The sequence below is a fragment of the Acinetobacter sp. WCHA39 genome (genome assembly GCF_002165385.1).
GTDB lineage: Bacteria > Pseudomonadota > Gammaproteobacteria > Pseudomonadales > Moraxellaceae > Acinetobacter.
The window spans coordinates 13,156-38,214 of the sequence record NZ_NHRP01000023.1 but is presented as its reverse complement, the minus strand read 5'-3'; the positions used below and the strand labels follow the sequence as shown (position 1 = coordinate 38,214).

At 39.8% G+C, this 25,059-nt stretch carries 20 protein-coding genes and 1 pseudogene; 12 read left to right on the top strand and 9 right to left on the bottom strand.

Annotated elements, in window-relative coordinates:
- Nucleotides 1-85: 85 nt before the first annotated feature.
- Together CDG56_RS17335 and CDG56_RS11975 are read left to right on the top strand one after the other, a co-directional pair.
- Nucleotides 86-427, top strand: a pseudogene (locus CDG56_RS17335) (transposase); the annotation flags it as partial.
- 143 nt (nucleotides 428-570) lie between these two features.
- Nucleotides 571-2,910 carry a TonB-dependent receptor gene (locus tag CDG56_RS11975; RefSeq protein WP_087547987.1) on the top strand — a complete coding sequence of 780 codons (2,340 nt, stop codon included), beginning with the start codon at nucleotides 571-573 and terminating at the stop codon, nucleotides 2,908-2,910.
- 94 nt (nucleotides 2,911-3,004) lie between these two features.
- Here the strand turns inward: CDG56_RS11975 and arsH are convergent, their stop codons facing one another.
- The 5 genes from arsH to arsC are packed head-to-tail and all read right to left on the bottom strand — an operon-like array spanning nucleotide 3,005 to nucleotide 6,026.
- Nucleotides 3,005-3,709, bottom strand: a complete 705-nt coding sequence (gene arsH, locus CDG56_RS11970; RefSeq protein WP_087547986.1) for an arsenical resistance protein ArsH — start codon at nucleotides 3,707-3,709, stop codon at nucleotides 3,005-3,007.
- A 5-nt stretch (nucleotides 3,710-3,714) separates the two neighbouring features.
- Complete coding sequence (arsB, locus tag CDG56_RS11965) at nucleotides 3,715-4,755, bottom strand: ACR3 family arsenite efflux transporter (RefSeq protein WP_087547985.1); 1,041 nt, start codon at nucleotides 4,753-4,755, stop codon at nucleotides 3,715-3,717.
- Between the two features lie 7 nt (nucleotides 4,756-4,762).
- Nucleotides 4,763-5,236 carry an arsenate reductase ArsC gene (locus CDG56_RS11960; RefSeq protein ID WP_004955597.1) on the bottom strand — a complete coding sequence of 158 codons (474 nt, stop codon included), beginning with the start codon at nucleotides 5,234-5,236 and terminating at the stop codon, nucleotides 4,763-4,765.
- A 7-nt stretch (nucleotides 5,237-5,243) separates the two neighbouring features.
- Entirely contained in the window at nucleotides 5,244-5,564 is a 321-nt protein-coding gene (locus CDG56_RS11955; RefSeq protein WP_004955595.1) for a metalloregulator ArsR/SmtB family transcription factor, read from the bottom strand.
- A 27-nt stretch (nucleotides 5,565-5,591) separates the two neighbouring features.
- Nucleotides 5,592-6,026 carry an arsenate reductase (glutaredoxin) gene (arsC, locus tag CDG56_RS11950; protein ID WP_143225714.1) on the bottom strand — a complete coding sequence of 145 codons (435 nt, stop codon included), beginning with the start codon at nucleotides 6,024-6,026 and terminating at the stop codon, nucleotides 5,592-5,594.
- A 261-nt stretch (nucleotides 6,027-6,287) separates the two neighbouring features.
- On the opposite strand from arsC, the gene CDG56_RS11945 reads away from it, so the two are divergent.
- The gene (locus CDG56_RS11945; RefSeq protein WP_087542902.1) at nucleotides 6,288-7,436 is read left to right on the top strand and encodes an alpha/beta fold hydrolase; all 1,149 of its coding nucleotides are present in this window, start codon (nucleotides 6,288-6,290) and stop codon (nucleotides 7,434-7,436) included.
- 109 nt (nucleotides 7,437-7,545) lie between these two features.
- On the opposite strand, the gene CDG56_RS11940 is transcribed toward CDG56_RS11945, so the two are convergent.
- The 4 genes from CDG56_RS11940 to CDG56_RS11925 form a co-directional block, all read right to left on the bottom strand.
- Nucleotides 7,546-9,606 (bottom strand): EAL domain-containing protein, encoded by a 2,061-nt coding sequence (locus tag CDG56_RS11940; protein WP_087547983.1) that lies wholly within the window; start codon nucleotides 9,604-9,606, stop codon nucleotides 7,546-7,548.
- 581 nt (nucleotides 9,607-10,187) lie between these two features.
- Nucleotides 10,188-11,204, bottom strand: coding sequence for a ketol-acid reductoisomerase (ilvC, locus tag CDG56_RS11935; RefSeq protein WP_087536356.1), 1,017 nt, complete (start codon nucleotides 11,202-11,204; stop codon nucleotides 10,188-10,190).
- Nucleotides 11,205-11,308: 104 nt separating this feature from the next.
- On the bottom strand, nucleotides 11,309-11,800 hold the full coding sequence (gene ilvN / locus CDG56_RS11930) for an acetolactate synthase small subunit (protein ID WP_005162601.1): 492 nt from the start codon (nucleotides 11,798-11,800) through the stop codon (nucleotides 11,309-11,311).
- Nucleotides 11,797-13,524 carry an acetolactate synthase 3 large subunit gene (locus tag CDG56_RS11925; protein ID WP_005162602.1) on the bottom strand — a complete coding sequence of 576 codons (1,728 nt, stop codon included), beginning with the start codon at nucleotides 13,522-13,524 and terminating at the stop codon, nucleotides 11,797-11,799. The genes ilvN and CDG56_RS11925 overlap by 4 nt, the downstream gene beginning before the upstream one ends.
- A 506-nt stretch (nucleotides 13,525-14,030) precedes the next feature.
- Here CDG56_RS11925 and CDG56_RS11920 point away from each other — a divergent pair.
- From CDG56_RS11920 to CDG56_RS11880, 9 genes are all read left to right on the top strand, one after another.
- Nucleotides 14,031-14,402: a DUF4124 domain-containing protein gene (locus CDG56_RS11920; RefSeq protein WP_087547982.1), complete on the top strand. Its 372-nt coding sequence runs from the start codon at nucleotides 14,031-14,033 to the stop codon at nucleotides 14,400-14,402.
- A 76-nt stretch (nucleotides 14,403-14,478) separates the two neighbouring features.
- A complete protein-coding gene (locus tag CDG56_RS17590; protein WP_087547981.1) occupies nucleotides 14,479-14,943 on the top strand; it encodes a DUF4124 domain-containing protein in 465 nt (154 codons plus the stop codon).
- Between the two features lie 134 nt (nucleotides 14,944-15,077).
- A complete protein-coding gene (gene leuS / locus CDG56_RS11910; protein WP_087547980.1) occupies nucleotides 15,078-17,702 on the top strand; it encodes a leucine--tRNA ligase in 2,625 nt (874 codons plus the stop codon).
- An 88-nt stretch (nucleotides 17,703-17,790) separates the two neighbouring features.
- Nucleotides 17,791-18,300: an LPS assembly lipoprotein LptE gene (gene lptE / locus CDG56_RS11905; RefSeq protein ID WP_087547979.1), complete on the top strand. Its 510-nt coding sequence runs from the start codon at nucleotides 17,791-17,793 to the stop codon at nucleotides 18,298-18,300.
- 9 nt (nucleotides 18,301-18,309) lie between these two features.
- Nucleotides 18,310-19,305, top strand: a complete 996-nt coding sequence (holA, locus tag CDG56_RS11900) for a DNA polymerase III subunit delta (RefSeq protein WP_087547978.1) — start codon at nucleotides 18,310-18,312, stop codon at nucleotides 19,303-19,305.
- A 24-nt stretch (nucleotides 19,306-19,329) separates the two neighbouring features.
- Nucleotides 19,330-20,160, top strand: a complete 831-nt coding sequence (locus CDG56_RS11895) for an SIR2 family NAD-dependent protein deacylase (RefSeq protein WP_087547977.1) — start codon at nucleotides 19,330-19,332, stop codon at nucleotides 20,158-20,160.
- Between the two features lie 107 nt (nucleotides 20,161-20,267).
- Nucleotides 20,268-21,602 carry a MacA family efflux pump subunit gene (locus tag CDG56_RS11890; RefSeq protein ID WP_087547976.1) on the top strand — a complete coding sequence of 445 codons (1,335 nt, stop codon included), beginning with the start codon at nucleotides 20,268-20,270 and terminating at the stop codon, nucleotides 21,600-21,602.
- Nucleotide 21,603: 1 nt separating this feature from the next.
- Entirely contained in the window at nucleotides 21,604-23,595 is a 1,992-nt protein-coding gene (locus CDG56_RS11885) for a MacB family efflux pump subunit (protein ID WP_087547975.1), read from the top strand.
- An 11-nt stretch (nucleotides 23,596-23,606) separates the two neighbouring features.
- Nucleotides 23,607-25,007 (top strand): efflux transporter outer membrane subunit, encoded by a 1,401-nt coding sequence (locus tag CDG56_RS11880; RefSeq protein ID WP_087547974.1) that lies wholly within the window; start codon nucleotides 23,607-23,609, stop codon nucleotides 25,005-25,007.
- The last annotated feature ends 52 nt before the right edge of the window (nucleotides 25,008-25,059 follow it).

The window sequence follows — 25,059 nt, the reverse complement described above, 5'->3', positions numbered from 1 at the left end:
TTTATTGATTGTTGATAAGTACCAAGTTATCCACACAAAGCTTTATTTGTTAACAACCGAATTGAAATTGAACTATAAACAGACTTATGACACCAAGCAATGCCGTCAGGCCATTGCAGATCGGCAAGCACATGCGGTGATTCCAACTAGAAAAAATACGAAACCATGGAAAGATATAAAGACCAGCTCGCTAGAGCGAAACGAATGACTTCGAACAGTTAAACATTTAGGCAGGACACTATGGAAAAAATGATCAAACTATCATCGCCGAAGTTTGCTAGAAACCAAGATGCACTGCATCAAACTATTGGGTGATAGGCTTAGTGCAAGGCATTTTCATAACCAAGTCAATGAGATTCATGCACGTGTGGCAGTATTAAATAAATTTACGGAGTTGGGGCGACCTCACACCCAAGTAGTCACTTAAATTTGGATAACTTGGGACAAGTTTAGTCTTTGAATGTTTGTGCAACAAAGCCCCTATCCGACAAATAATTCAGTTATAAATTGAAATTATGATTAAGAATCATTATTATTCTCAAAATTTTTCTCATATCTGTGTGAACGATTATGTCTTTTATCAAATCACGTAAGAAATTAGTATCTTCCGCAATCGCATCTTCACTCTCCGTGATTGCAGTACCAGCCATCGCTCAAGATCAGCCAGTACAACTCCCAACAATTCATACCCAAGCAGAACAAGAACAAGGTCTTAAAGTAGACCAATCCTCAAATAGCAAATTTGTCGTTCCTCTTTTAGATACACCAAAATCTGTTTCTGTTATTTCAAAGCAGCTTATTGCAGATACTCAAGTTACAAGTCTTTCTGATGCTTTACGTACGATTCCTGGTATTACTTTAGGTGCTGGTGAAGGTGGTAATCCAAACGGCGACCGCCCTTTCATTCGTGGCTATAACTCAGAAAGCTCAATGTATGTAGATGGCATTCGTAACTCAACATCACAAAACCGTGAGATGTTTGCAGTTGAACAAGTTGAAGTTACAAAGGGTTCTGCCTCTGCTTTAGGTGGTGCAGGTACTTCTGGCGGTAGCATTAACATGATTTCTAAAGTAGCTAAAAAAGGTGATGCTTTAGAAGGCTCGATCTCAGGAGGTACAGATAATTATGCACGTATTACCTTAGACGGAAACAAAGATTTTAATAATGGTGTCGCAGCTCGTGTGGTGGTCATGGGTCATCAAAACGAAAAAGCGGGACAACATGATGGTGCTGAATATAAACGTGCAGGTATTGCACCAAGTATTACCTTTGGTTTAGATACAGCAACTCGCGGTACCTTGAGTTATTACTACCTTAAAACCGATGATATTCCAGATTCTGGTATTCCATATAACAATCCATTTTCTTCAAATGCTGATCCTAAAAAAGATTTTACTCATTTGAATGGGAATGGCAAACCAATTGATGTTCAACAAGGCAGTTACTATGGTTGGAAAGATCGTGATTTCCAAAAACAAGAAAATCAGTTTGGTACATTCAAATTAGAGCATGATTTAACCGACAACCTAACGCTGAGTAATACAGCTGTTTACACAAAATCTAAGAATGATTATCTGTGGACTAATCCAGATGATTCTAAGGGTAATTTCTATAACAAGACTACGGGTGCTTTAGATGGCTCAGTTTGGAGACGTACGAACTCTCGTGTTGCAGATACGGACGGCTTTACAGATCAACTTGCTCTAACAGGTAAGTTTGATACAGGTGCATTTAAACACCGTTTTAATACAGGTGTTGAGTATAGCGATCAAAAAACTGATCGTACTCAATATATTTTAAACGGCTTAGATTCAACAGGAAGCGCAAATAATACGTGTAACGCTACTGCAATTGCTTCTGGTTGGTGCACGTCAGTGCAGAATCCAAGTAATGTTCCGTGGACAGATCATATAAGTACTGATGGTGCTGATCGTTACAATATTCGTAGCAAAAACCAATCTGTTTATTTCCTAGATAATATCGAGTTAAGCCCACAATGGCTTTTGGACTTAGGTGTTCGTTGGGATAAATTTGAAACTAAACAAACCATGACTTATGGTGCACGCAATAATGCCGTGACAGGTCTAAATAATACAAAAATCACAGCTAAAGCTGGTGATCAAGTTACTATTGAAAACAACAAAGATTTCTTTAACTACCAAGCTGGTTTAACCTTTAAACCAGTGGAAAATGGTTCTATCTATGTCAGCTATGCAACTTCAGCAAATCCTGTGGGCGTAGACGGTGGTGATGGTTCAGAAGGGATTACTGCTGCAATTAAAAACCTAAAACCTGAAGAAGTTAAAACATATGAATTAGGAACAAAGTGGGATGTTCTTAATGATAAATTAAACCTCACAGCAGCAATTTTCCGTACTGAAAAAACCAATACTCGTGCTACAGCTGAAGATGGCACCACTAAAAATATCGGCGAAACACGCGTTGATGGTATTGAGCTTGGCGTAAACGGAAATATTACTGAAAAATGGGCTGTTTCTGCGGGTTACACCTATTTAGACAGCGAACTTGTCGATGGTGGTTACACCAATGTAGGTAGTACGACAGCCCCTGTTTACCAAGCAAATCCAAGTAATGGTAATCAAGTACAAAACGTTGCAAAAAATAGCGCTACGCTTTGGACGACATACCAAGTCTTACCAGATTTAACATTGGGTGCTGGTGCTGTCGCAATGGATAAAGTCTATGGTAATGCCACGAATACCAAGTGGGTTCCAGGTTATGTTCGCTATGATGCAATGGCACGTTATAACGTGAATAAAAATGTTGATTTACAGCTTAATGTAAACAACTTATCTGATAAGCGTTATTTCACTAAAGCATATTCATCACACTATGCAACTGAAGCGGAAGGTCGCAGTGCGGTATTGTCTGTGAACTTCAAGTACTAAAATATAAAAAATCCATGGTTTAACGATGGATTTTAATAAAAAACAGCCTCGTCACGAGGCTGTTTTTTATTGTCTTAAGGAAAAGCGATAGACACTATAGATTACGTCGATTGACGCGCTTTGACAGTTCTTCAGCGGACTCTTTCCGTTCAGAATAACGGTCTGTTAAATACTTGCTCTGCCCTCGCGTCAACAGTGTGAATTTATATAATTCTTCCATCACATCTACGATACGATCATAGTAAGACGATGCTTTCATACGACCATCTTCTTCAAACTCTAAAAATGCTTTTGGAATTGAAGACTGATTTGGGATGGTAATCATGCGCATCCAACGACCAAGTATGCGCATTTGATTTACACTGTTAAATGACTGAGAGCCACCACTAACTTGCATCAATGCCAAAGTCTTACCTTGGGTTGCACGAATCGCACCACCTGCCAGTGGAATCCAATCAATTTGCGATTTAAAGATGGAACTCATCGAACCATGGCGTTCAGGCGAACACCACACCATGCCCTCTGACCACGCCAACAATTCATGTAGCTCTTTGACTTTTGGGTGTTCCATATCCGCATCTTCAGGTAAGGGCAAACCTTTAGGATGAAAGATTTTTACTTCAGCACCAAACTGCTCCAAGATACGCCCTGCTTCCATCACGGCTAAACGACTATAGGAACGTTCACGATTCGAACCGTACAACAATAAAATACGTGGTGCATGATCCAAGGCTTGCGCCTGCACTTTTTCTAAAGTGGGTTGATCAAGTAAATTCATATCTATATTTGGAAGAGTCATCACAATTACACCGATTTAAAATACTTTTTTCTGAGCCATAAAGACACACTAACCAAAGCAATCAGCACAGGCACTTCCACCAATGGACCAATCACTGTGGTAAATGCCACAGGCGAAGCTAAACCAAAGGTTGCAATAGCGACCGCTAATGCCAATTCAAAGTTATTCCCAGCAGCAGTAAAGGAAATTGCGGTGGTTTTCGGATAGTTATTGCCCATCCACTTGCTCATAAAAAAGCTCATGAAGAACATCACAACAAAGTAAATCGTCAGTGGAATCGCTATACGAATCACATCGAAAGGCAAGCTCACGACATCAGCACCTTTAAGGCTAAACATCGCCACAATGGTGAACAGCAACGCCAACAAACTTAAAGGACTGATCTTCGGCAAAAAGACATTTTGATACCACGCGAGACCTTTGGCTTTCACTAAAATCAATCGTGTCATGAAACCAAGAAAAAATGGAAGACCCAAGTAAACTAACACCGCATGGGTAATCGTCCAAAAATCTACATGAATGACTTGTCCTGCAATACCAAAATACGGTGGTAAGAAAGTTAGGAATAACCACGCATAAGTACTGAAGAATAAAATTTGGAAGATACTATTAAATGCAACAAGTGCTGCTACATATTGGTTATCACCACAGGCTAAACCATTCCAAACTAAAACCATTGCAATACAACGTGCTAAACCGATCAAAATCAGTCCAGTCATGTATTCAGGATAATTATGTAAAAACACAATTGCGAGTACAAACATTAATACTGGAGCAATCAACCAGTTTTGCACCAAAGATAAAGTTAAAGTTTTTTTATCTTTGAACACTTCTGGTAAAGCAGCATAATCCACTTTTGCCAAAGGTGGATACATCATCAAAATCAAACCAATCGCGATAGGAATATTGACCGAGTCGACACTCATTTTATCGAGCGTTACTGACGCCTGAGGGAAAAATACACCGATGGCTATTCCTAGTGCCATGGCAATAAAAATCCAAAGCGTAAGATTACGATCTAGAAAAGATAAGCTTTGTTGAGCCATGATGTTCTCATTCAATCTCAGAAATTTTATTGATCGCAGCAATTAACTCTGGACGAGTCATACTTTCAGTATCCATTGCAAATAAAGCATCTAAACGGCGATTGATATGATCAACAGTCACTTGGAAGGCCTTTAATTTTTCTTCTTTCGGCAAGTCTAAATGCGAAGGATCTGCTAAACCCCAATGTGCTTTGATCGCTCCACCTAAATAAAGAGGACAAGCTTCTTGTGCTGCAGAATCACATACGGTAATTACCACATCAGGTTGATATTGTTCACAGTCATCAATCGTTTTGCTCCACAAACCCTCAGTTGATAGATTTAAGTTTTCTAAAGTCTCGATCGTCAAAGGATGAACTTGGCCAGATGGCTTACTTCCTGCACTATATGCTTTCCAACCTGCTGGTGCACGATGATTAAATAACACCTCTGACAAAATGCTACGGCAACTATTTCCAGTACATAAAAATAGAAATTTCATATTCAAATTACTCACAATAACTTTTTAGAGATAAAGACGATAAATCCTGACTTGTTGACGATGAACCGTTGACTAAAAGAGCCAAAATATCATGGCACCATATCGGCAGTTCTGGATTGATGCTGTAATACACCCACTGACTTTGTCTTCGATCTTGTAGTAAGCCAGATGACCTTAATAAGGCTAAATGTCTCGAAATTTTTGGTTGGCTCAAGTTTAATTTTTCAGTCAAATCACAAACACATAGTTCTTTATTTTCCGCCACCAAAGTGACAATACTGAGACGTGTTTCATCAGACAAACACTTAAAGAAATTCACTCGATCCATTTCCAACCTCAAATACTGAATTATTATTTAATTAACACGCTGACCATTTTCATCAATCACCTGTTCACCATCCTCTTTGGAAAAAGCACCTTGTTGTGCAACTGGTAAAATATCCAGTACCAACTCCGATGGTCTGCATAAACGAGTACCCTGACTCGTCACAACAAAAGGACGATTAATTAAAATAGGATGTTCAAGCATGAATTCGATTAATTCATGATCTGTCCAAGTTTCACGATCCAAATCAAGTTCACGATAAGGATCAACATTCGTACGGATCACAGCCCTTACAGACAAACCAGCATCACTAATCAATTGAATAAGTTCAGATTTTGAAGGAGGATTCAGTAAATATTCAATCACGATAGGTTCAATACCTGTATTGCGAATTAATCCGAGTGTATTTCGAGATGTACCACATGCAGGATTGTGATAAATCGTAATTTGTTGTTGAGTAGACATAATGAGTACAAACATTTTGAATTAATGATAGTAATCTTATATATGAATATTCATATATGCGCAATACCATATATTAAGGTTGATAAGCTCGCTTACGTATACGCCCCAACTGCCTAAATAAGTATTTTTGAGCAATTTACGACCATGCAATATTCTAAATTGATCATTTTCAAAAATAAGTTAAGCAGATGAGTCAGTGAGCAAATGCTTTTTTTCTTCTAATATGCGGCTACACAGTTGTAACCATAGAGTTCTTGGACGATGACTCAATTGCCTAAATTTAAAAATACCTTTGTTAACGCTAAAACAGCCCAATCAATCTTAAAAACGCGTGCGGGTAAGCAAGCTGCACAAGTATTTTCAAATGCGGCAGATCGTTTCTTGAGGGGACATCAACTGGCATTGTCAGGAAAGACACCTTTTGAAGTCGTTTATGAACGTGAAATTATTAGCTTACGGTTTTACAAGTCAGACGTAGAATCGGGTGAAAATAAACACCGTGTGCCACTGGTTATTATTCCCCCATTAGCAGCGAACACCTTAGTGTTCGATTTGTTTCCTGATCGTAGTCTCATTCGTTACTTTCAAAGCCAAGGTTTTGATGTATATATGATTGACTGGGGCACACCAAGCCTTAAACAAGCTAAATATAATTTCGGTACATATATCAAAATCTTTATGCCCGACTTTATCAACAAAATTCGTGAACATAGCGGACAACAACAACTATCACTGTATGGTTGGAGTCTCGGTGGAGCGATCTCGCTTTGCTATACCTCATTATTTAAAGATAAAAATATTAAGAATCTAATGATTTTGGCATCACCAATTAACACTCATCAATCAGGTTATATTGGCAAGCTTTATCAAAAGTTAAACACGCCAGCACAATGGGTACGGACCAATACTAATTTCCGAATCCGTCAAATTCCGAGCCGCTATTTCCATATTCATGGTTGGCAAAATACGCTCGGATTTAAGCTCACAGATCCCGTGGGTAATTTTAAAAATTATTGGCAATTACTAAAAAATTTGAACGATCGGCAGTTTGTCATTAATCACGCAACATCAAGTTCGTTTGTTGACAATATGCTCGCCTATCCTGGGGGTGTAATGCGCGATATTATTTTACGCTTCTGGATTGATAACGAACTTTCGACAGGTCTCGTTAAATTCGGAGATCAAACGGCTGATTTTAAAGATATTGAATGTTCAGTACTTGCGATTGGTGGGGATACTGACATTATTGTGACTACAGAAGCTGTACGACCATTAATGGATTTGATCAGTAGCCAAGATAAAACCTTTGAAATTGTCTCTGGTGGTCATATGGGTTTGGTTTCAGGTAGCCAAGCACCACAAGCAGTTTGGCCTGTCGTAAGCGCATGGTTGCAACAGCGCTCAAATTAAGTGCTTACAATTGCTAAAATAGTCAAGGCTGTGAATCTCTTTTACTTGAAAAGATATGAGCAGCCTTTTTCGTGAATAGATGATATAGAAATCGTTAGGTCCAAATAAACTAAGCAAAGTTGTGATGATTCAACACTAAATTTTCAACATTTACAGGCATACCAAATAAATAACCTTGTAATTGATTACATCCTAAATTAGTTAAAATATCAGCTTGTTGCTGTGTTTCTACACCTTCAGCTGTGACGATTAAGCCTAACCTAGCGGCAAGGTGAATGATACTTTCTAGAATTGCCTCTTCTTTCGAGTTTGGTTGTAAATCTATGAGAAAACCGCGATCAATTTTAAGTTCATCAACAGGCAGATCTTTTAAATATAAAAAGCTTGAATAGCCAGTTCCAAAATCATCAATCGCAATCCGAATACCCAACTTACGCAAGCGTTCTAAAGTGCGAATACTTGAATCAATATGATGCATTGCTGTTGATTCAGTGATTTCTAAAATAAGATTGTGGGGCTGAATTTGATATTGTTCTAAGAGCTGTTCTAATACGTTAAAAAGTTTTTTATTTTCAAATTGTAATGCAGATAAGTTGACGGCAATTGGATAAAAAGGAGTATTACTTCGTTCCCATTTTTGAATCTGCTGACAAGCTTGCTCCAATGCCCAATATCCCATCGGAATAATCAAACCTGTTTTTTCTGCTCCCTCAATAAACATTTGAGGAGTCAACAAACCTAAGCTTGGATGCTTCCAACGAATGAGCGCTTCAATACCACAAACTTTATAATTCGCAGTAAATTTAGGCTGATAAAATAAAACAAATTGCTGCTCATCTACAGCTTTATACAAATCATTAATTAATTTGGATTGGCTACGAACATCTTGCTGATCTGTTGTAGAGTGGAAAACAGTAAAGGTATTTCTACCCTGCTCTTTAGATGCCAACATTGCTACATCTGCATTAATTAATAAATCCTGAAGATTCGTACCATGCTCAGGATACATCGCAATTCCCAAACTTGCAGAAATATTAATTTCTTTTGTCGCGATCAGATATGCCTCTTGAATAAAATGCAGAACTTCTTCTGCCAGCAACATCGCTTGATTAACATCAGTATTTTCAGAGATCAATACAAACTCGTCACCACCAATACGAAATAGCTTATGGCTTGAACTTAATTTTTCATGTAACCGATTGGCCATTTGAATTAAAAGTTGATCACCAATATGGTGTCCAAAAGCATCATTTACCGATTTAAAGCGATCTAAATCTACATATAAAAATGCTGCTTTTTCTTCTCGTAAGCGATGATGGCTGAAGATTACTTCCGCATAATCTGTCAAATATAATCGATTCGGCAACTTTGTTAATGAATCATGTAGTGACTGAGTTGCTAATTCTTTATTTATTCTAACTAATTGTTGATTACGCTCCTCTAGTCGGGCTTCTAAAACTGCGATGGCAAAACCAGCAACAAATACCAAACTGGTAATAAAAATAATGCTAAACAATAAAACGGCTTGCTCTGTATGTGCTGAGCCAAGTGCTTCCGCAAATCCTGTATCAAAATAAGTGGCTGCCATACCCGTGTAATGCATACCTACGATACTAAAAGCCATCAATATTGCAACGACAGCCTTTAGTGCAGTTTTATATTTAACCGCGGTTTTATATTTAAAAACGAATAAACAGCTCAAACCAGAACCACATACAGCAATGAGTACTGAACAAATCACGAGTAATGGATCATATCTCAATTGATGGTGTTCAACTGAAAGCGCCAACATCCCCGTGTAATGCATTCCAGATATCCCTAGCCCTAAGAATAATGCACCTAAGATCAGACGTGGCATAGGTAAAGTAGGTCTAGTCGTTAGCCAAACAGCAAATACCGAGGCAGTTGCGCCTATCAAATATGAAAGCACAGTCAAACTAATATCAAAATGATAGCCTTCAGGCAAATGGCTCGCGAGCATTCCAATAAAATGCATTGCCCATATTGCCAAGCCTAAAGTCAACCCACTCGTTACTAAAATGCTTTTCTCCAACTTTTTATAAGCAGCTTTAAAAACGAGTTCTTCCATTGAAACTGCAGCATAACAAGTCGCTACTGCAACCAAAATGGAAGCGATGACCCATGTGCTATCGTAATTAACGTTAACCATAAAGGACTTCCATGATTATTCAGTGCTTTTTTTATTTATTGAGCGAATTGCTCAAAATCATAACGATCATTAACACTCAAAAAAGATACAAATGGTGTATTCATAAACTTTCCTTAACAATAACATCATCTAGTATAAGTTCAAGTCTTTTTCATTTTATAAATCAATAGGATAAAAACACATATTCATTTCAAACAAATGAAAATTCTTGTTTTTTTTACTGCAATTTTAAAAGCAACCAACAATTATAAAAGATGCACTACCTTTAATAAATGCTCTAAACATGTATATAGTATGCCTTTTTATCATGCTGTTTGCTATAATTCTGTTATTAAAAAAGACTAAGAATATGAAGTTTTTTATATTGAAAGCAAATAAGTGACTACACTCCTTATCAGGTAATTTATTTTTTATACTCTCAGTAACATCTTAAAAATTCTGCTTACTTCCATACGAGTCGTGAGAATTAACTTAACAACCTAAACGGCAAGATTAGGCTATCATCACAAGGTACAGCACTTTAAGTGATGCAATAAAAAAGCCCTTGTATAAACAAGGGCTTTTAAAGATTAAACTAAAACTTAGTTCTTCTCTTTGTCTACGATTTTGTTCGCTTGAATCCAAGGCATCATCGCACGTAACTTGTTACCTGTTACTTCGATACCATGCGCAGCATTTTGACGACGACGAGCAGTCATAGATGGGTAGTTTAATGCACCTTCTTGAATGAACATTTTCGCATATTCACCAGATTGGATACGTTTCAATGCATTACGCATTGCTTCACGAGATTGTTCGTTGATTACTTCAGTACCAGTTACATATTCGCCGTATTCAGCGTTGTTAGATACAGAGTAGTTCATGTCCGCAATACCGCCTTCGAACATTAAGTCAACGATCAATTTAAGCTCGTGTAGACATTCGAAGTACGCCATTTCTGGAGCATAACCAGCTTCAACAAGAGTCTCGAAGCCCATTTTAACAAGTTCAACAGCACCACCACAAAGAACTGCTTGCTCACCGAAAAGGTCAGTTTCAGTTTCTTCACGGAATGAAGTTTCGATGATACCAGTACGACCACCGCCTACACCTGAAGCGTAAGAAAGCGCAACGTTACGTGCATTACCAGAAGCATCTTGGTGTACAGCGATTAGATCTGGAACACCTGAACCACGTTGGTATTCAGAACGTACTGTATGACCAGGTGCTTTAGGTGCAACCATGATTACGTCTAAGTCAGCACGTGGAACAACTTGGTTATAAAGAATAGAGAAACCGTGAGCAAATGCTAAAGTCGCACCTTGCTTGATGTTTGGCTCAATTACATCACGATAAAGTTGAGATTGGAACTCATCTGGAGTCAAAATCATCACTAAGTCAGCTTGAGCAACAGCCGCTGGAACTTCAGATACTTTAAGACCTGAATTTTCAGCTTTTTTCCAAGATGCTGAACCAGCACGTAAACCAACAGTTACGTCAACGCCAGAATCTTTCAAGTTAAGTGCATGAGCATGACCTTGTGAACCATAACCAATGATTGCAACTTTTTTGCCTTGGATGATTGATAAGTCACAGTCTTTATCGTAAAAAATTTGCATCTGTTTTCTCCGCTAAAATTTTTGTCATTTCCCTTGTCATACAAGGATAGATTCTTTGAAACTTCCCAATTCTTGCATTTCTATATGAAGAATTGGGGAAGCGATTAAATACTTAAAACTTTTTCACCACGTGCAATACCAGACACACCAGAACGTACAACTTCTAGAATGGTATTTTCAGCAAGTGCATCAATAAAACCATCAATCTTTTCAGTTGTACCTGCGATCTGAATCGTATAAGTGGTTGGTGTTACATCAACGATTTGGGCACGGAAAATATCAGCTGTACGCTTAATTTCCGCACGAGCAGCACCTAAAGCTTTCACTTTAATCAACATAAGCTCGCGCTCAATATGTGCACCTTCTGACAAATCAACCACCTTAACCACTTCAACTAATTTATTCAGTTGTTTTGTGATCTGCTCGATTTTGTGATCATCACCATAAGTTGTCAGCGTCAAACGAGATAAAGTTTCATCTTCAGTTGGCGCAACGTTTAAAGTCTCAATGTTGTAACCACGTTGAGAGAATAAACCGACCAAACGAGAAAGCGCGCCTGCTTCATTTTCTACAAGTACGGAGATAATGTGTCTCATGCAGTGCGCTCCCCTTTACCTAACCACATATCTTTCATCGACTGACCTGCAATCAACATTGGATAAACATGTTCTGTACGATCAACCATGACATTAATGAATACACATTTATCATTAATCGCCATCGCTTCTGCAAGCTTAGATTCCAATTCATCTGCATGATTGATTTGAATACCTACGTGACCATAAGCTTCCATCAATTTTGCAAAATCAGGTAAAGAATCTACATAAGAGCTTGAATGACGCCCTTCATAGTTCATGTCTTGCCACTGCTTCACCATGCCTAAAGCTTGGTTATTTAAGCAAAGAATTTTCACATTTAAGCCATATTGCTTACATGTTGATAATTCTTGGATACACATCTGAATTGATGCTTCACCTGTAATACACACGACTTGTTGATCTGGGAATGCCAGCTTGGCTGCCATCGCATACGGCAGGCCAACGCCCATTGTTCCCAAACCACCTGAGTTGATCCATTGACGCGGGCGCTTGTATTTGTAGTACAAGGCACCAAACATCTGGTGCTGACCTACGTCAGACGTAATGATCGCTTCACCATTGGTCACACGATCAAGCGCTTCCACCACTTGTTGTGGTTTCATTTCACCATTTTGAGCCGCTTCATAGCGTAAGCCATGAACTTTACGCCACTCATTAATCTGAGACCACCATTCAGCAATTGCTTCCGGATTTGGCTTGGACACATTCATCTGTTTCAACTGTACCAACATTTCCTGAAGGACAGGTTCAACCGCACCCACAATTGGAATATGCGCCATGATGGTTTTTGAAATGGTCGCTGGGTCAATATCAATATGAATGACTTTGGCATTTTGACAGAACTTGGCTGGATTGTTGGTCACACGGTCATCAAAACGTGCGCCAATCGCCAAAATCACATCGGCATTATGCATTGCCATATTGGCTTCATAAGTACCATGCATCCCTAACATACCCACAAATTGTGGATCATTACCTGGGAAAGCACCTAAGCCCATCAAGGTATTGGTCACTGGATAACCCAATAGATGTGCAAGTTCAGTCAACAATGCCGAAGCATTGCCCTGAACAACACCACCACCTGTATAAATCATTGGGCGTTTAGCAGTGATCAGTTCATCAATGGCTTTACGAATTTGACCTGAATGTCCACGTGAAGGCGGTTGATATGAACGCATCTTCACTTTTTCAGGATATTCGTAGGCAAATTTTTCTGCTGGATTGGTGGCATCCTTAGGAATATCAACAACCACTGGGCCTGGACGACCAGAAGAGGCAATATAAAATGCTTTCTTAATAATGGCAGGAATTTCGCTGGCGTGACGCACTTGGAAACTGTGCTTTACGATTGGACGAGAAATACCAACCATATCTGTTTCTTGGAATGCATCTTCACCAATTAGGTGACTTGCAACTTGCCCTGACAAAATCACCATTGGGATTGAGTCCATATAGGCCGTTGCAATAGGAGTAACAGTATTTGTTGCACCTGGACCAGAAGTAACAAGAACAACACCTGTTTTACCAGTTACGCGCGAGTATGCATCTGCCATATGACCAGCAGCTTGCTCATGACGTACAAGGTAATGATTAATTTTGTCTTGTTGAAAAAGCGCATCATAAATATGTAAAACTGCGCCGCCTGGATAACCAAAAACATGCTCTACGCCTTCGTCCGCAAGCGCACGAACGAGCATTTCACCACCAGATAAAAGTTCCAACGTGATTCACCCTAGTGTTAGTACAATTTATGGGAGACATAAATTGTATTTTCATTCATTAACTTATGCACTTTTCTAAGTGTGCGTATTCTACTCGTTTTTGCTGCAATAGGAAAAATTTTCTGACTCATCAGCCGTATAAGCTGTTATTACATCTCGAATCAAAACATGTTGGGATAAACATATTTCAAAAAATCATTCTCTCGGCTAGAAAGAATGTCCATTGCAAACCATGACATTTATTCGAAGGGTGATCAAATAAGCGCATATAAAACTAAGCAAGCATTTTTGTTGCTTTCATACACAAAGTCAAGAATAAAGAAAAGGTTTTTTTAGAATAATTTTTAGCTGTTGTTTTTTTAATCTCTCAGTTCAAGGTAATTTATCGATCCAAATGCCCATTTATCAAAAAACTATTTTCTTTTTATACAAAAATAGGCATTGTGATTGGCTAATTCAAACATTTTGATCGAATATAGACGGAATTCTTTTGGGGAGATCAAATTATGAAACCATCATATTTAAAAACAAGCCTATACGCTGTCGCAACTACGACTCTGCTTCTTTGTTCTAGCCAAAATTACGCTCAGCAATATTACAAATGGATAAATGCTAATGGTTCAACCCATTACACCACGACTCCTCCACCAAAAGGAGCAAAACGATTAGATAGAATTTCCACTTATGGGACTAGCACTCAAAATACAAACCCGCCGAAAGCACAGCAACCTCAAAATGAAAGTCAACCGTCTTCTGAAACACAATCACCTCAAAGCTTTGGTCAACCTTCAACGAATGTAGCTTCTCAAACTCCAGCTACTACTGCACCTGTTCAAACTCAAACTACAGCACCAGTTAGAGTAAAACCAAATCTTTAGATTCTTTTAATATAATTGAATAAAATGGTGACTCTAATATCACCACTTTATTCAATTTTTTAAAATACAAATATTTATGACAAAAACTCTTTTCCAACAACTCCTACATTTCTTTAACTTGTTATTTTTTATTATTCCTCTTAGCCATGCTCAGGATTTTTATAAATGGATCGACGCGAGTGGCTCAACTCATTATTCAGCAACACCTCCACCCTCAAGTGCGAAAAAGTTAGGCTCAGTATCCACATATATCAACAGTTTAGAACAAACTAAAAAACAACTTTCATATTATAAACCAGTTCAAAATCTCAATCAGCCACCATTTCCAGTAGCTCCAAAAGATAAATTTACAGCAAAAGAACGGACTGAAATTGAAGCAAAAGTACGAAAAGGAATGCAAGATTACTCTAAGGAGAAACGCACCAATCCTTATATAGACATGTTCGGTCCACTGACGGAACAAGATCTTAGATCCTCTTTAGAATCAGAATATCTCCAGAAAAAAGAGAAGTTAGCAAATTCAAGAGTATCAAATCGATAAAAGTATCTAATTTATAATTACTGATACTCAAAACCAGAAGATAAAATCTTGCTCTAAAAACTGACATTGCCCCCTATTTTGCGCTATGCTGTGCGGCAATCTTAACTTTAATTTTTGTTGTATCGCATATCCCTATGACGACTTCTCACATTGACTCCGAATATCAAGCAAGTGCCATTGAGCCTCAAGTTCAACAAGACTGGGACAATCGCAAAGTTTTTAAAGTTGCAGACACTGTAGAGGGCAAACATCGCTATATCCTGTCGATGTTCCCTTACCCAAGTGGCAAACTGCATATGGGGCATGTGCGTAACTACACCATTGGTGACGTGATCAGCCGTTTTTATCGTTTAAAAGGTGAAACGGTATTACAACCAATGGGTTGGGATGCATTTGGTTTGCCTGCTGAAAATGCAGCGATTGCGCACCAAGTTGCACCAGCAAAATGGACTTTTGAAAACATTGCGTATATGCGTGACCAATTAAAGAAATTAGGCTTATCCGTCGATTGGGATCGTGAGTTTGCGACCTGTACACCAGAGTACTACCACTGGGAACAATGGTTATTCGTACAACTTTATAAGAAAGGCTTGATCTATCGTAAGCTTTCAACCGTGAACTGGGACCCAGTAGACCAAACAGTGTTAGCCAACGAGCAAGTTGAAAATGGTCGTGGCTGGCGTTCAGGTGCATTGGTTGAAAAACGTGATATTCCAATGTACTACTTCCGCATCACCGACTATGCACAAGAATTATTAGACGATTTAGACACCTTAAAAGATGGTTGGCCACAACAGGTTTTGACCATGCAACGTAACTGGATCGGCCGTTCGACAGGGATGGAAATTACCTTCCCTTCTGCCAATACTGAAGTCTATGCAGATGGCCTAACCGTTTATACAACGCGTGCGGATACCTTAATGGGTGTGACTTATGTTGCGGTTGCAGCAGAACACCCTCTTGCGCTTAAAGCAGCGGAAAACAATCCTGAATTAGCTGCATTTATTGAAGAATGCCGTATGGGTTCAGTTGCAGAAGCGGACTTAGCCACGGCTGAAAAGAAAGGTATGGCAACAGGCTTATCTGTTAAGCACCCAGTCACAGGTGAAGAACTCCCTGTTTGGATTGCCAACTATGTATTGATGTCATACGGTTCAGGCGCTGTAATGGCAGTTCCTGCACATGACGAACGCGACTTTGAATTTGCCAATAAATTTAACTTGCCAATCAAGCAAGTCATCGATGCTAAAGGCACTGATGATGCTGAATACTCAGTTACTGAATGGCAAGAATGGTATGGTTCAAAAGAAGGTCAACTGGTCAATTCAGGCGAGTTTGATGGTTTGGCATTCCAAGCTGCATTCGATGCATTCCTTGCGAAATTAGAACCACAAGGTTTAGCAAATTCTAAAGTTCAATTCCGTTTACGTGACTGGGGTGTTTCTCGTCAACGTTACTGGGGTTGCCCAATTCCAATGATTAACTGTGATACTTGTGGTCAAGTCACAGTTCCTGAAGATCAACTTCCGGTTGTATTACCAACTGACGTTGTTCCAGATGGTTCAGGTAATCCACTAAATAAAATGCCTGAATTCTATGAAACGAAATGTCCTTGCTGTGGTGGCGATGCACGTCGTGAAACAGACACCTTGGACACCTTTGTAGAATCCTCTTGGTATTATGCTCGCTATGCATCTCCAGATTTTACTGGCGGTATGGTAAAACCTGAAGCGGCTCAAAGCTGGCTTCCTGTGAACCAGTATATCGGTGGTGTAGAGCACGCAATCCTGCACTTACTTTATGCACGTTTCTTCCATAAATTGATGCGTGATGAAGGCGTAGTACAAGGCAATGAACCATTTACTAACTTGCTCACCCAAGGCATGGTGTTGGCAGACACCTTCTACCGTGAAGCAGAGAGTGGCAAGAAAACTTGGTTTAACCCTGCTGACATCGAATTAGAGCGTGATGAGAAAGGTCGCATTCTATCTGCGAAATATTCGGGTGATGGTCAGGAAGTTGTGATCGGCGGACAAGAAAAAATGTCTAAGTCGAAAAACAATGGTATTGATCCACAGGCCATTATTGACCAGTACGGCGCAGATACCGCACGTGTCTTTATGATGTTCGCTGCACCACCTGATCAATCTTTAGAATGGTCAGATGCAGGTGTTGAAGGGGCGAACCGCTTCTTGAAACGTGTATGGCGTTTGGCTGCTGGTTTCTTGGAAAAAGACAATCAAGCGACTGCAATTGATACAGCAAACCTCTCGAAAGATGCGCAAGATTTACGTCGCAAAACCCATGAAACCATCCAGAAAGTGGGTGATGACATTGAACGCCGTCATGCGTTCAATACTTCTATTGCGGCATTAATGGAGTTATTGAATGCGACCAATAAGTTTGAAGCCAAAGATGACAATGATGTAGCTGTTGCACGTGAAGCAATTACAACTTTATTGACTTTACTTGCCCCATTTGCACCACATTTAAGTCAAACACTTTTAGCACAGTTTAGTATTGATATTAATACGACACTGTTCCCACAAGTGGATGAATCAGCGTTAACCCGTAATACGCAAACGATTGTTGTACAAGTGAATGGTAAACTGCGTGGTAAGTTATACGTCGCAGTCGATATCTCTAAAGATGAGTTATTGGCTTTGGCAAAAGCACTGCCAGAAGTTCAACAATTCTTAACTGGCCCAACCAAGAAAGAAATTGTAGTGCCAAATAAACTTGTTAATTTAGTTGTTTAATAATTCTTTCTAACCTCTCTTAAATATAAGAGAGGTTTTAATCCTCTACCAAAGAGGAATTAGAATAGATTTGATTAGAGGAATAAATATGCACTTAGCACAACGTTTAGCTGCTATCGTTTTAACTTTAGGTCTAAGTGCAGGCTTAGTTGGCTGTGGCTTTCATTTAAAGGGAAGCTATCCAACGGCAACACCATTGGTTTATAACAAACTAACTTTGGTTTTACCTGACAATACCGATGAACTCGAGAATCGTCTCAGCATCTATCTCAGTGCTACGGGCGTACAACTCAGTAATGCCAATGATGCCTATGTACTTCGTATGTTAGATTATACCCCTCGTCGCCAGTTATTGAATGGTAAATTGACTGAAGTACTATTACGTTTAACCGTGACTTTCCAAATTGAAGATCGTCAAGGCAATAAAATCACAGAACCACGCACACTCACTGCATCTCGCACGTACCAATATGATGTGGCAACTGTAAATACAGATAACCAACAAGAAGCGTATCTGAACCGTATCATTATTGATGATATTGCCCAGCAAATTACGCGTCAAATTGCAGCGAATCGTTTACCGAAAGCTCAACCATAATTACTTTTTATGAAGTTAGATTATGTTCAAGCATTAAAACGCATTACAGAAGCCCGTGGTGCATGGATCATTCATGGGCAAGAACCTTTGCTTGAGCAAAACTTACTTGATGGATTTCGTAAAAGTTGGCAACAGCATGAAGTTGAACGTCAGCGTTATGACATCAGTAGCGTCAATGATTGGAAAAATGTTTTTAATGCGCTGAATAGCTTATCGCTGTTTTCTCAGCAACTCGCCATTGAAGTACATGGCAATATCAAGCCTGATGCCAATGGCTTAAGACTGCTGAAAAACTATATTCAACAGAATGAACATAACTTATTGCTCATCGTTTTACCTAAACAAGACAGCAGCAGTTTAAAGTCTGCCTTTTTCCAAGTCGTGGAGGCCAATGGTGTTGTAGTTCCCTTAACAGCAACCTATCCACAAGACCGACAACGTATATTAAGTATTGAAGCCGATAAACTCGGAATCCAATTGAATAATGATGCATGGCAATGGCTAATGCAGCATCATGAACATAACCTGCTCGCAGCCAAAAACAGTTTGATGCGTGTTGCAGATACCTTTCCTGATATCAAACAAATCCAGATTGAACAACTCTATGCGTGTTTACAAGATCAATCACGCTATACCACCTATGATTTAAGTGATGCATTATTAACAGGAAATTTAGAGCAATCCGTTAAAATCTATCAGTATCTTCTTGCTGCTGGCGAACCAGATAGTTTGATCTTATGGACACTCAGCAAAGAAATGCGTCTACTCATGCAACTTTTTGAGCAGCCACAGAATGCATTGCAATTAGGGATTTGGAAAACTAAAGTTTCGCTTTATCAGCAAGCATTACGCCGCTTAAACCCTCGTCAGTTTTTAAAATGGCCTGAACTTTTATTAGCAATTGATGCTGCAATTAAAGGAATGTCTAAAGAAAACTCAGAACATCTGATGCTTCAAGCAATCAGTGAACTGTGTGGTACAACTTTATTTCCAAGCTTTTCTTAAAGATAAATAAAAAAGGATGACTTTATGTCATTGGATTTAACCACAATCCAGAAAGAACAAATCAAAGATATACTTTCGCATGCTGATGCTCTTATTATCAGCGCAGGTGCTGGCATGGGTGTTGACTCAGGTCTGCCCGACTTTCGAGGCAATCAAGGCATGTGGCGAGCTTATCCAGAACTCGGTAAACAACGTATCGACTTTACTGAAATAGCCAATCCAGCAGCATTTAAATTTCAGCCAAATTTAGCGTGGGGTTTTTATGGACATCGTTTGGCACTATATCGTCAAACCTTGCCGCATCAAGGCTTTCATTTACTCAAACAACTCGCTGAAAAATTAGCACTCCCCTACTTTGTATTTACTTCGAATGTTGATGGGCAATTTCAAAAAGCAGGTTTTGATCCAAACCAAATTTATGAGTGTCATGGCTCGATCCACCATCTTCAATGCTCAGAACCTTGCCAACTCACAACATGGTCAGCAAATGAATTAACGCCTGAGATTGATCATCAAAATTGTCAATGGTTAGGACAACTCCCACTATGCCCACATTGTGGCAAGTTATCCCGTCCAAATATTTTGATGTTTAATGATTATGCTTGGGTCAGCCAAAGACACACGCAACAAGCGAGACGCTTAGAAAATTTTTTAGAAGCCCACAATCAATCTATTGTCATTGAAATAGGTGCAGGCACAACCATTCCAACCGTTCGTTATTTCAGTGAACGCTTCGCACCAAAACTCATCCGAATCAATCCTCGTGAAGCAATACTTCCATCCAAGGGTGGAGTTTCAATCGCAGAAAATGCAGTCATTGGTATTCAAAATATTTATCAGATTCTAGTCGAGTAATTTCAATAAAATTTGATAATAATTATCATTATAGATTAAAAATATCCACGTTTTATCCTTATTTCGCTTTTATACTGGTTTGAGTTTCCAAATCTCGATCTGTTGCCATGCCCAAAACAAGTTCTAAAAAAATACCATTCAGTAAAATAATAATGATCGCTATCGGTGTCGCGATTATTGCAGCCGTTGCATGGTTTTTCTTTAAACCTAAAGATCAAGTACCACAATATATTAGTGCTGAAGTTTCCAAAGGTGATATTGAAGATTCAGTACTTGCAACGGGTGTACTTGAAGCAACCAAGATGGTCAGTGTGGGTGCTCAGGTTTCAGGTCAAGTGAAAAAAATGTATGTTCAGTTAGGCGATCAAGTCAAACAAGGTCAACTGATTGCACAAATTGATTCGATTCGCCAAGAAAACGAGTTAAAAACTGCCAAAGCGAATATTCAAAATCAACAGGCTCAATTGGCGGTACAACAAGCCAATTTAGCAAAAGTGGAAGCTGAATATAAACGCCAGCAGGCAATGTTTAGCCAAGATGCAACTTCACGTGCAGAACTTGAAACAGCACTAGCAAACTTTAAAACAGCACAAGCTCAAATTGCAGCAATCAATGCGCAAATTGAACAATCTCGTTTAACACTCGCAACTGCACAAGAGAATTTAGGTTATACCAGTATTATTGCACCAATGGATGGGACAGTGGTTGCCATTGTGACCGAAGAAGGTCAAACGGTGAATGCCAATCAAACCGCGCCAACGATTGTGAAATTGGCGAAATTAGATACGATGACAATTAAGGCTCAAATTTCTGAAGCCGATGTTATGAAAGTTGAAAAAGGTCAAACCGTTTACTTCACGACATTAGGTAATAGTGAAAAAAAACATTACGCACAGCTACGTCAAGTTGAGCCAGCACCAAACTCTATCAATACCGAAACAACCAATACCAGTTCATCATCATCAAGCACAGCCGTGTATTACAACGCTTTGTTTGATGTTCCAAATGAAGACGGTAAGTTACGTATTGATATGACTGCACAAGTCTATATTGTTTTGGCTGAAGCGAAAAATGTACTAACAATCCCTGCCGCTGCCATCCAAACTAAACGTTCAAACAAAAAAGAAAATGGCAATAATTCGGTTGCAACAGATAAATCAAAAAATGCAGATACTCAGAAAGCGCAGCATCCTAAACGCCTAGATTTGACTGAAGCTGAAAAAGCCTTAATTGCTCAAGGTAAAGCATCCACAGGCATGGTTCGTGTGTTACAAGCGGATGGAACTGCTCAACCTCAACCTGTGTTAATCGGCCTTAACAATCGCGTTACTGCACAAGTGCTGAGAGGTTTAAAACAAGGTGATCAAGTGGTGATTGCCGATGCAACTGATAGCTCAAACGAATCAGCAAAACGTAGCAATCAACGTCCAATGAGGATGTAATATGACCCAAGATCAAACGCATTCTTCACAGCCATTACTTGAGGTCAGTGACCTCACCCGTGAGTTCCCTGCGGGTGAAGGTACAGTACAAATTCTCAAAGGCATTGATTTAAAAATTTATGCAGGTGAGTTGGTTGCCATCGTTGGTCAATCTGGCTCTGGTAAATCCACCCTAATGAATATTCTGGGCTGTCTGGATAAGCCCAGCGCAGGAAGTTACAAGGTCAATGGTCGAGAAACCCGCCAACTAGAACCTGATGAACTTGCACAATTACGCCGTGAATATTTTGGTTTTATTTTCCAGCGTTATCACTTACTGGGTGATCTGAGTGCTTCTGGTAATGTTGAAGTCCCTGCCATTTACGCAGGCGTAGACAGCCAACTTCGCCAACAGCGTTCGGCTGAGCTACTCTCAGAACTCGGACTTGAAGAACGCTTACATCATCGACCAAGCCAGTTATCTGGTGGTCAGCAACAACGTGTTTCAATTGCCCGTGCATTGATGAATGGCGGTGATGTGATTCTTGCCGATGAGCCAACAGGTGCATTGGATAAGAATAGTGGTGTTGAAGTGATGCGTATTTTGCGTGAGCTGAATGCCAAAGGTCATACCATTATTCTGGTCACCCACGATCTGAATGTTGCCAAGAATGCGACTCGTATTATCGAGATCAGTGACGGTAATATTATTTCAGACCGTGCCAATGTGCCTGAAAATACCGATAACGATTTACAACACCAAACCCTGCAACGTACACCACAAAAGAAAACCTCAAGCTGGCGTTCTTTTTTTGACCGTCTCGGTGAAGCATTCTGCATGGCACTGCTTGCCATGAATGCCCACCGTATGCGGACTTTCTTGACTATGCTTGGGATTATTATCGGGATCGCATCCGTGGTCTCGGTGGTTGCACTTGGGAATGGCTCACAGAAGCAAATTCTAGAAAATATCAGTAGTCTCGGCACCAATACCATTACCGTGTATCAGGGGCGTGGTTTTGGTGATAACTCGCGTGCTTCACAAGTCAAAACACTGGTGCCTGCCGATGCCGATGCACTGGCGGAACAACCCTATGTGGATGGAGTCAGTCCCTCTGCCAACACCAGCGTCACCTTGCGTTATAAGGATACCGAAGCATCGGCAACTGTAAATGGTGTCAGTGCAGATTTCTTCTATGTCCGTGGCATGAACTTTAAATCAGGACAGCCTTTTGACAAAAACAGTGTTACTCAGCGTGCCCAAGATGTGGTGATTGATACCAATACGGAGAAAACCTTCTTTGCAGATGGGACCAATCCTGTCGGTCAAGTACTGCTATTAGGCAGTGTACCCAGTCGTATTATTGGCGTGATTGATGCTCAACAAGGTTTTATGGGCAACTCTGACAGTTTGAATGTTTACTTGCCTTATTCGACAGTCATGAGCCGTATGTTAGGTCAGTCTAATGTGCGTAGCATTATTGTTCGTATTAAAGATGAATATCCAAGTAGTGCCGCTGAAAATGCCATTTTGACTCTACTTGAACAACGTCACGGCGCGCAGGACGTGTTTACCCAAAACTCCGACAGTATTCGTGAAACCATTCAGCAAACCACTGCAACCATGACCTTACTGATTTCCGCAATCGCGGTGATCTCTTTGGTCGTTGGTGGTATTGGGGTTATGAACATTATGTTGGTTTCTGTGACCGAGCGGACTCAAGAAATTGGCGTACGTATGGCGGTTGGTGCTCGACAAAGTGACATTTTGCAGCAATTCCTGATTGAAGCAATTCTGGTCTGTTTATTGGGCGGTATACTCGGTGTACTACTCTCTTTAGGGATTGGTCAAATCATCGGACACTTTGCCAAAGGCATCATTGAAATGAGTTATTCGACCACCTCGATTGTAGCGGCCTTTGTCTGCTCAAGCATGATTGGTATTGTATTTGGCTTCTTACCAGCAAGAAATGCGGCACAACTCGATCCAGTTGCTGCTTTAGCGAGAGAATAAGGAATTTGAGTATGTCTTTTCAATTCACAAAATTAGGACTCGCACTGGTACTCACTGGCTCCTTGGCTGGCTGTTCTGCTGTGGTGAAAACCCCCTATAACGCCCCAACAGTCCAAGTGCCACAACAGTTCCAGTACGATGCACAAAAAAGTAAAAGCATCAATTTAACTGATCAATGGTGGACTTTATTTAATGATGCCCAACTGAATCAGTTGGTCGATCAGGTTCTCGCTAAAAATAGCGATTTAACTGTTGCCGGAATCACCCTTAAACAGGCTCGTTTACAGGCAGGTTTGGCTGAAAATAAACAAGGGATTCGAACCAGTTCGAGTGTTTCTGCAGCTCATAACTATGACCTCCGTTCAGGCGATGGTTCTGACCGTGGGTTATCGACCAGTGTTGGCGTTAGCTATGAACTCGATTTATTTGGTAAGCTCGCCAATCAAACAGAAGCCAGTCGTTGGGAAGCTCTTGCAAGCGCACAGGACTTACAAGCAACCGCGCAAAGTTTGGTTGCCACCACAGCCAAACTATATTGGCAATTGGGTTATTTAAATGAGCGATATAACACCATCCAACAGAATTTAGCTTCTACACAGAAAATTTATGAATTAGTGCAATCACAATACAAAGCAGGTGCGGTTTCAGGTTTAGATTTAACTCAAGCAGAACAATCGGTTCAAAGCCAAAAAGCCAGTTTGAGTCAGATTGAACAACAACGTGTAGAAACACGTACTGCGATTGCTGTATTGCTACATGAACCTGTTCAACACCTGAATATTCAAGAGCCTACACAACTACCTCGCAATGCTCTTCCGAATATCGCGATCGGACTCCCTGCCGATATTTTATCGCGTCGTCCAGACTTACAAGCTTCTGAATTACGCCTACGCAAAACCTTAGCCAATAAAGATGCAACCAAAGCCAGTTATTATCCATCGATTAATTTGACGGGAAATCTAGGTTCTTCTAGCACCTCTTTAACACAACTGTTAAAGAACCCTGCTTTAACTTTAGGTGCAAGCCTGAGCCTACCTTTTCTTCAATATAATGATATGAAGAAAGATATTGCGATTAGTGACCTTGAGTATGAAAAAGCGATTATTCAATATCGGCAAACCTTATACCAAGCTTTTGCTGATGTCGAAAATGCATTATCAAATCGCACTCAACTGAATCAGCAAGTACAACTGCAACAACGCAATGTCGAACTTGCGAATAAGACCGAGCGACTAACCGAAGTTCGTTATCGTAACGGTGCAATCGCATTAAAGAACTTACTAGATGCACAAGAAACCACACGTAATGCCAAACTCAGCTTAGTTGAAACCAAGCAGAATCAATACAATGCTTATGTGACTTTAATGCAGGCTTTGGGCGGAAGTCCTGTTAAAGAACTACCAAAACAATAGCACTCTGGGTATTATTATTTTACTCACTTAAAGTTTTTAGCTCATTTTTAAT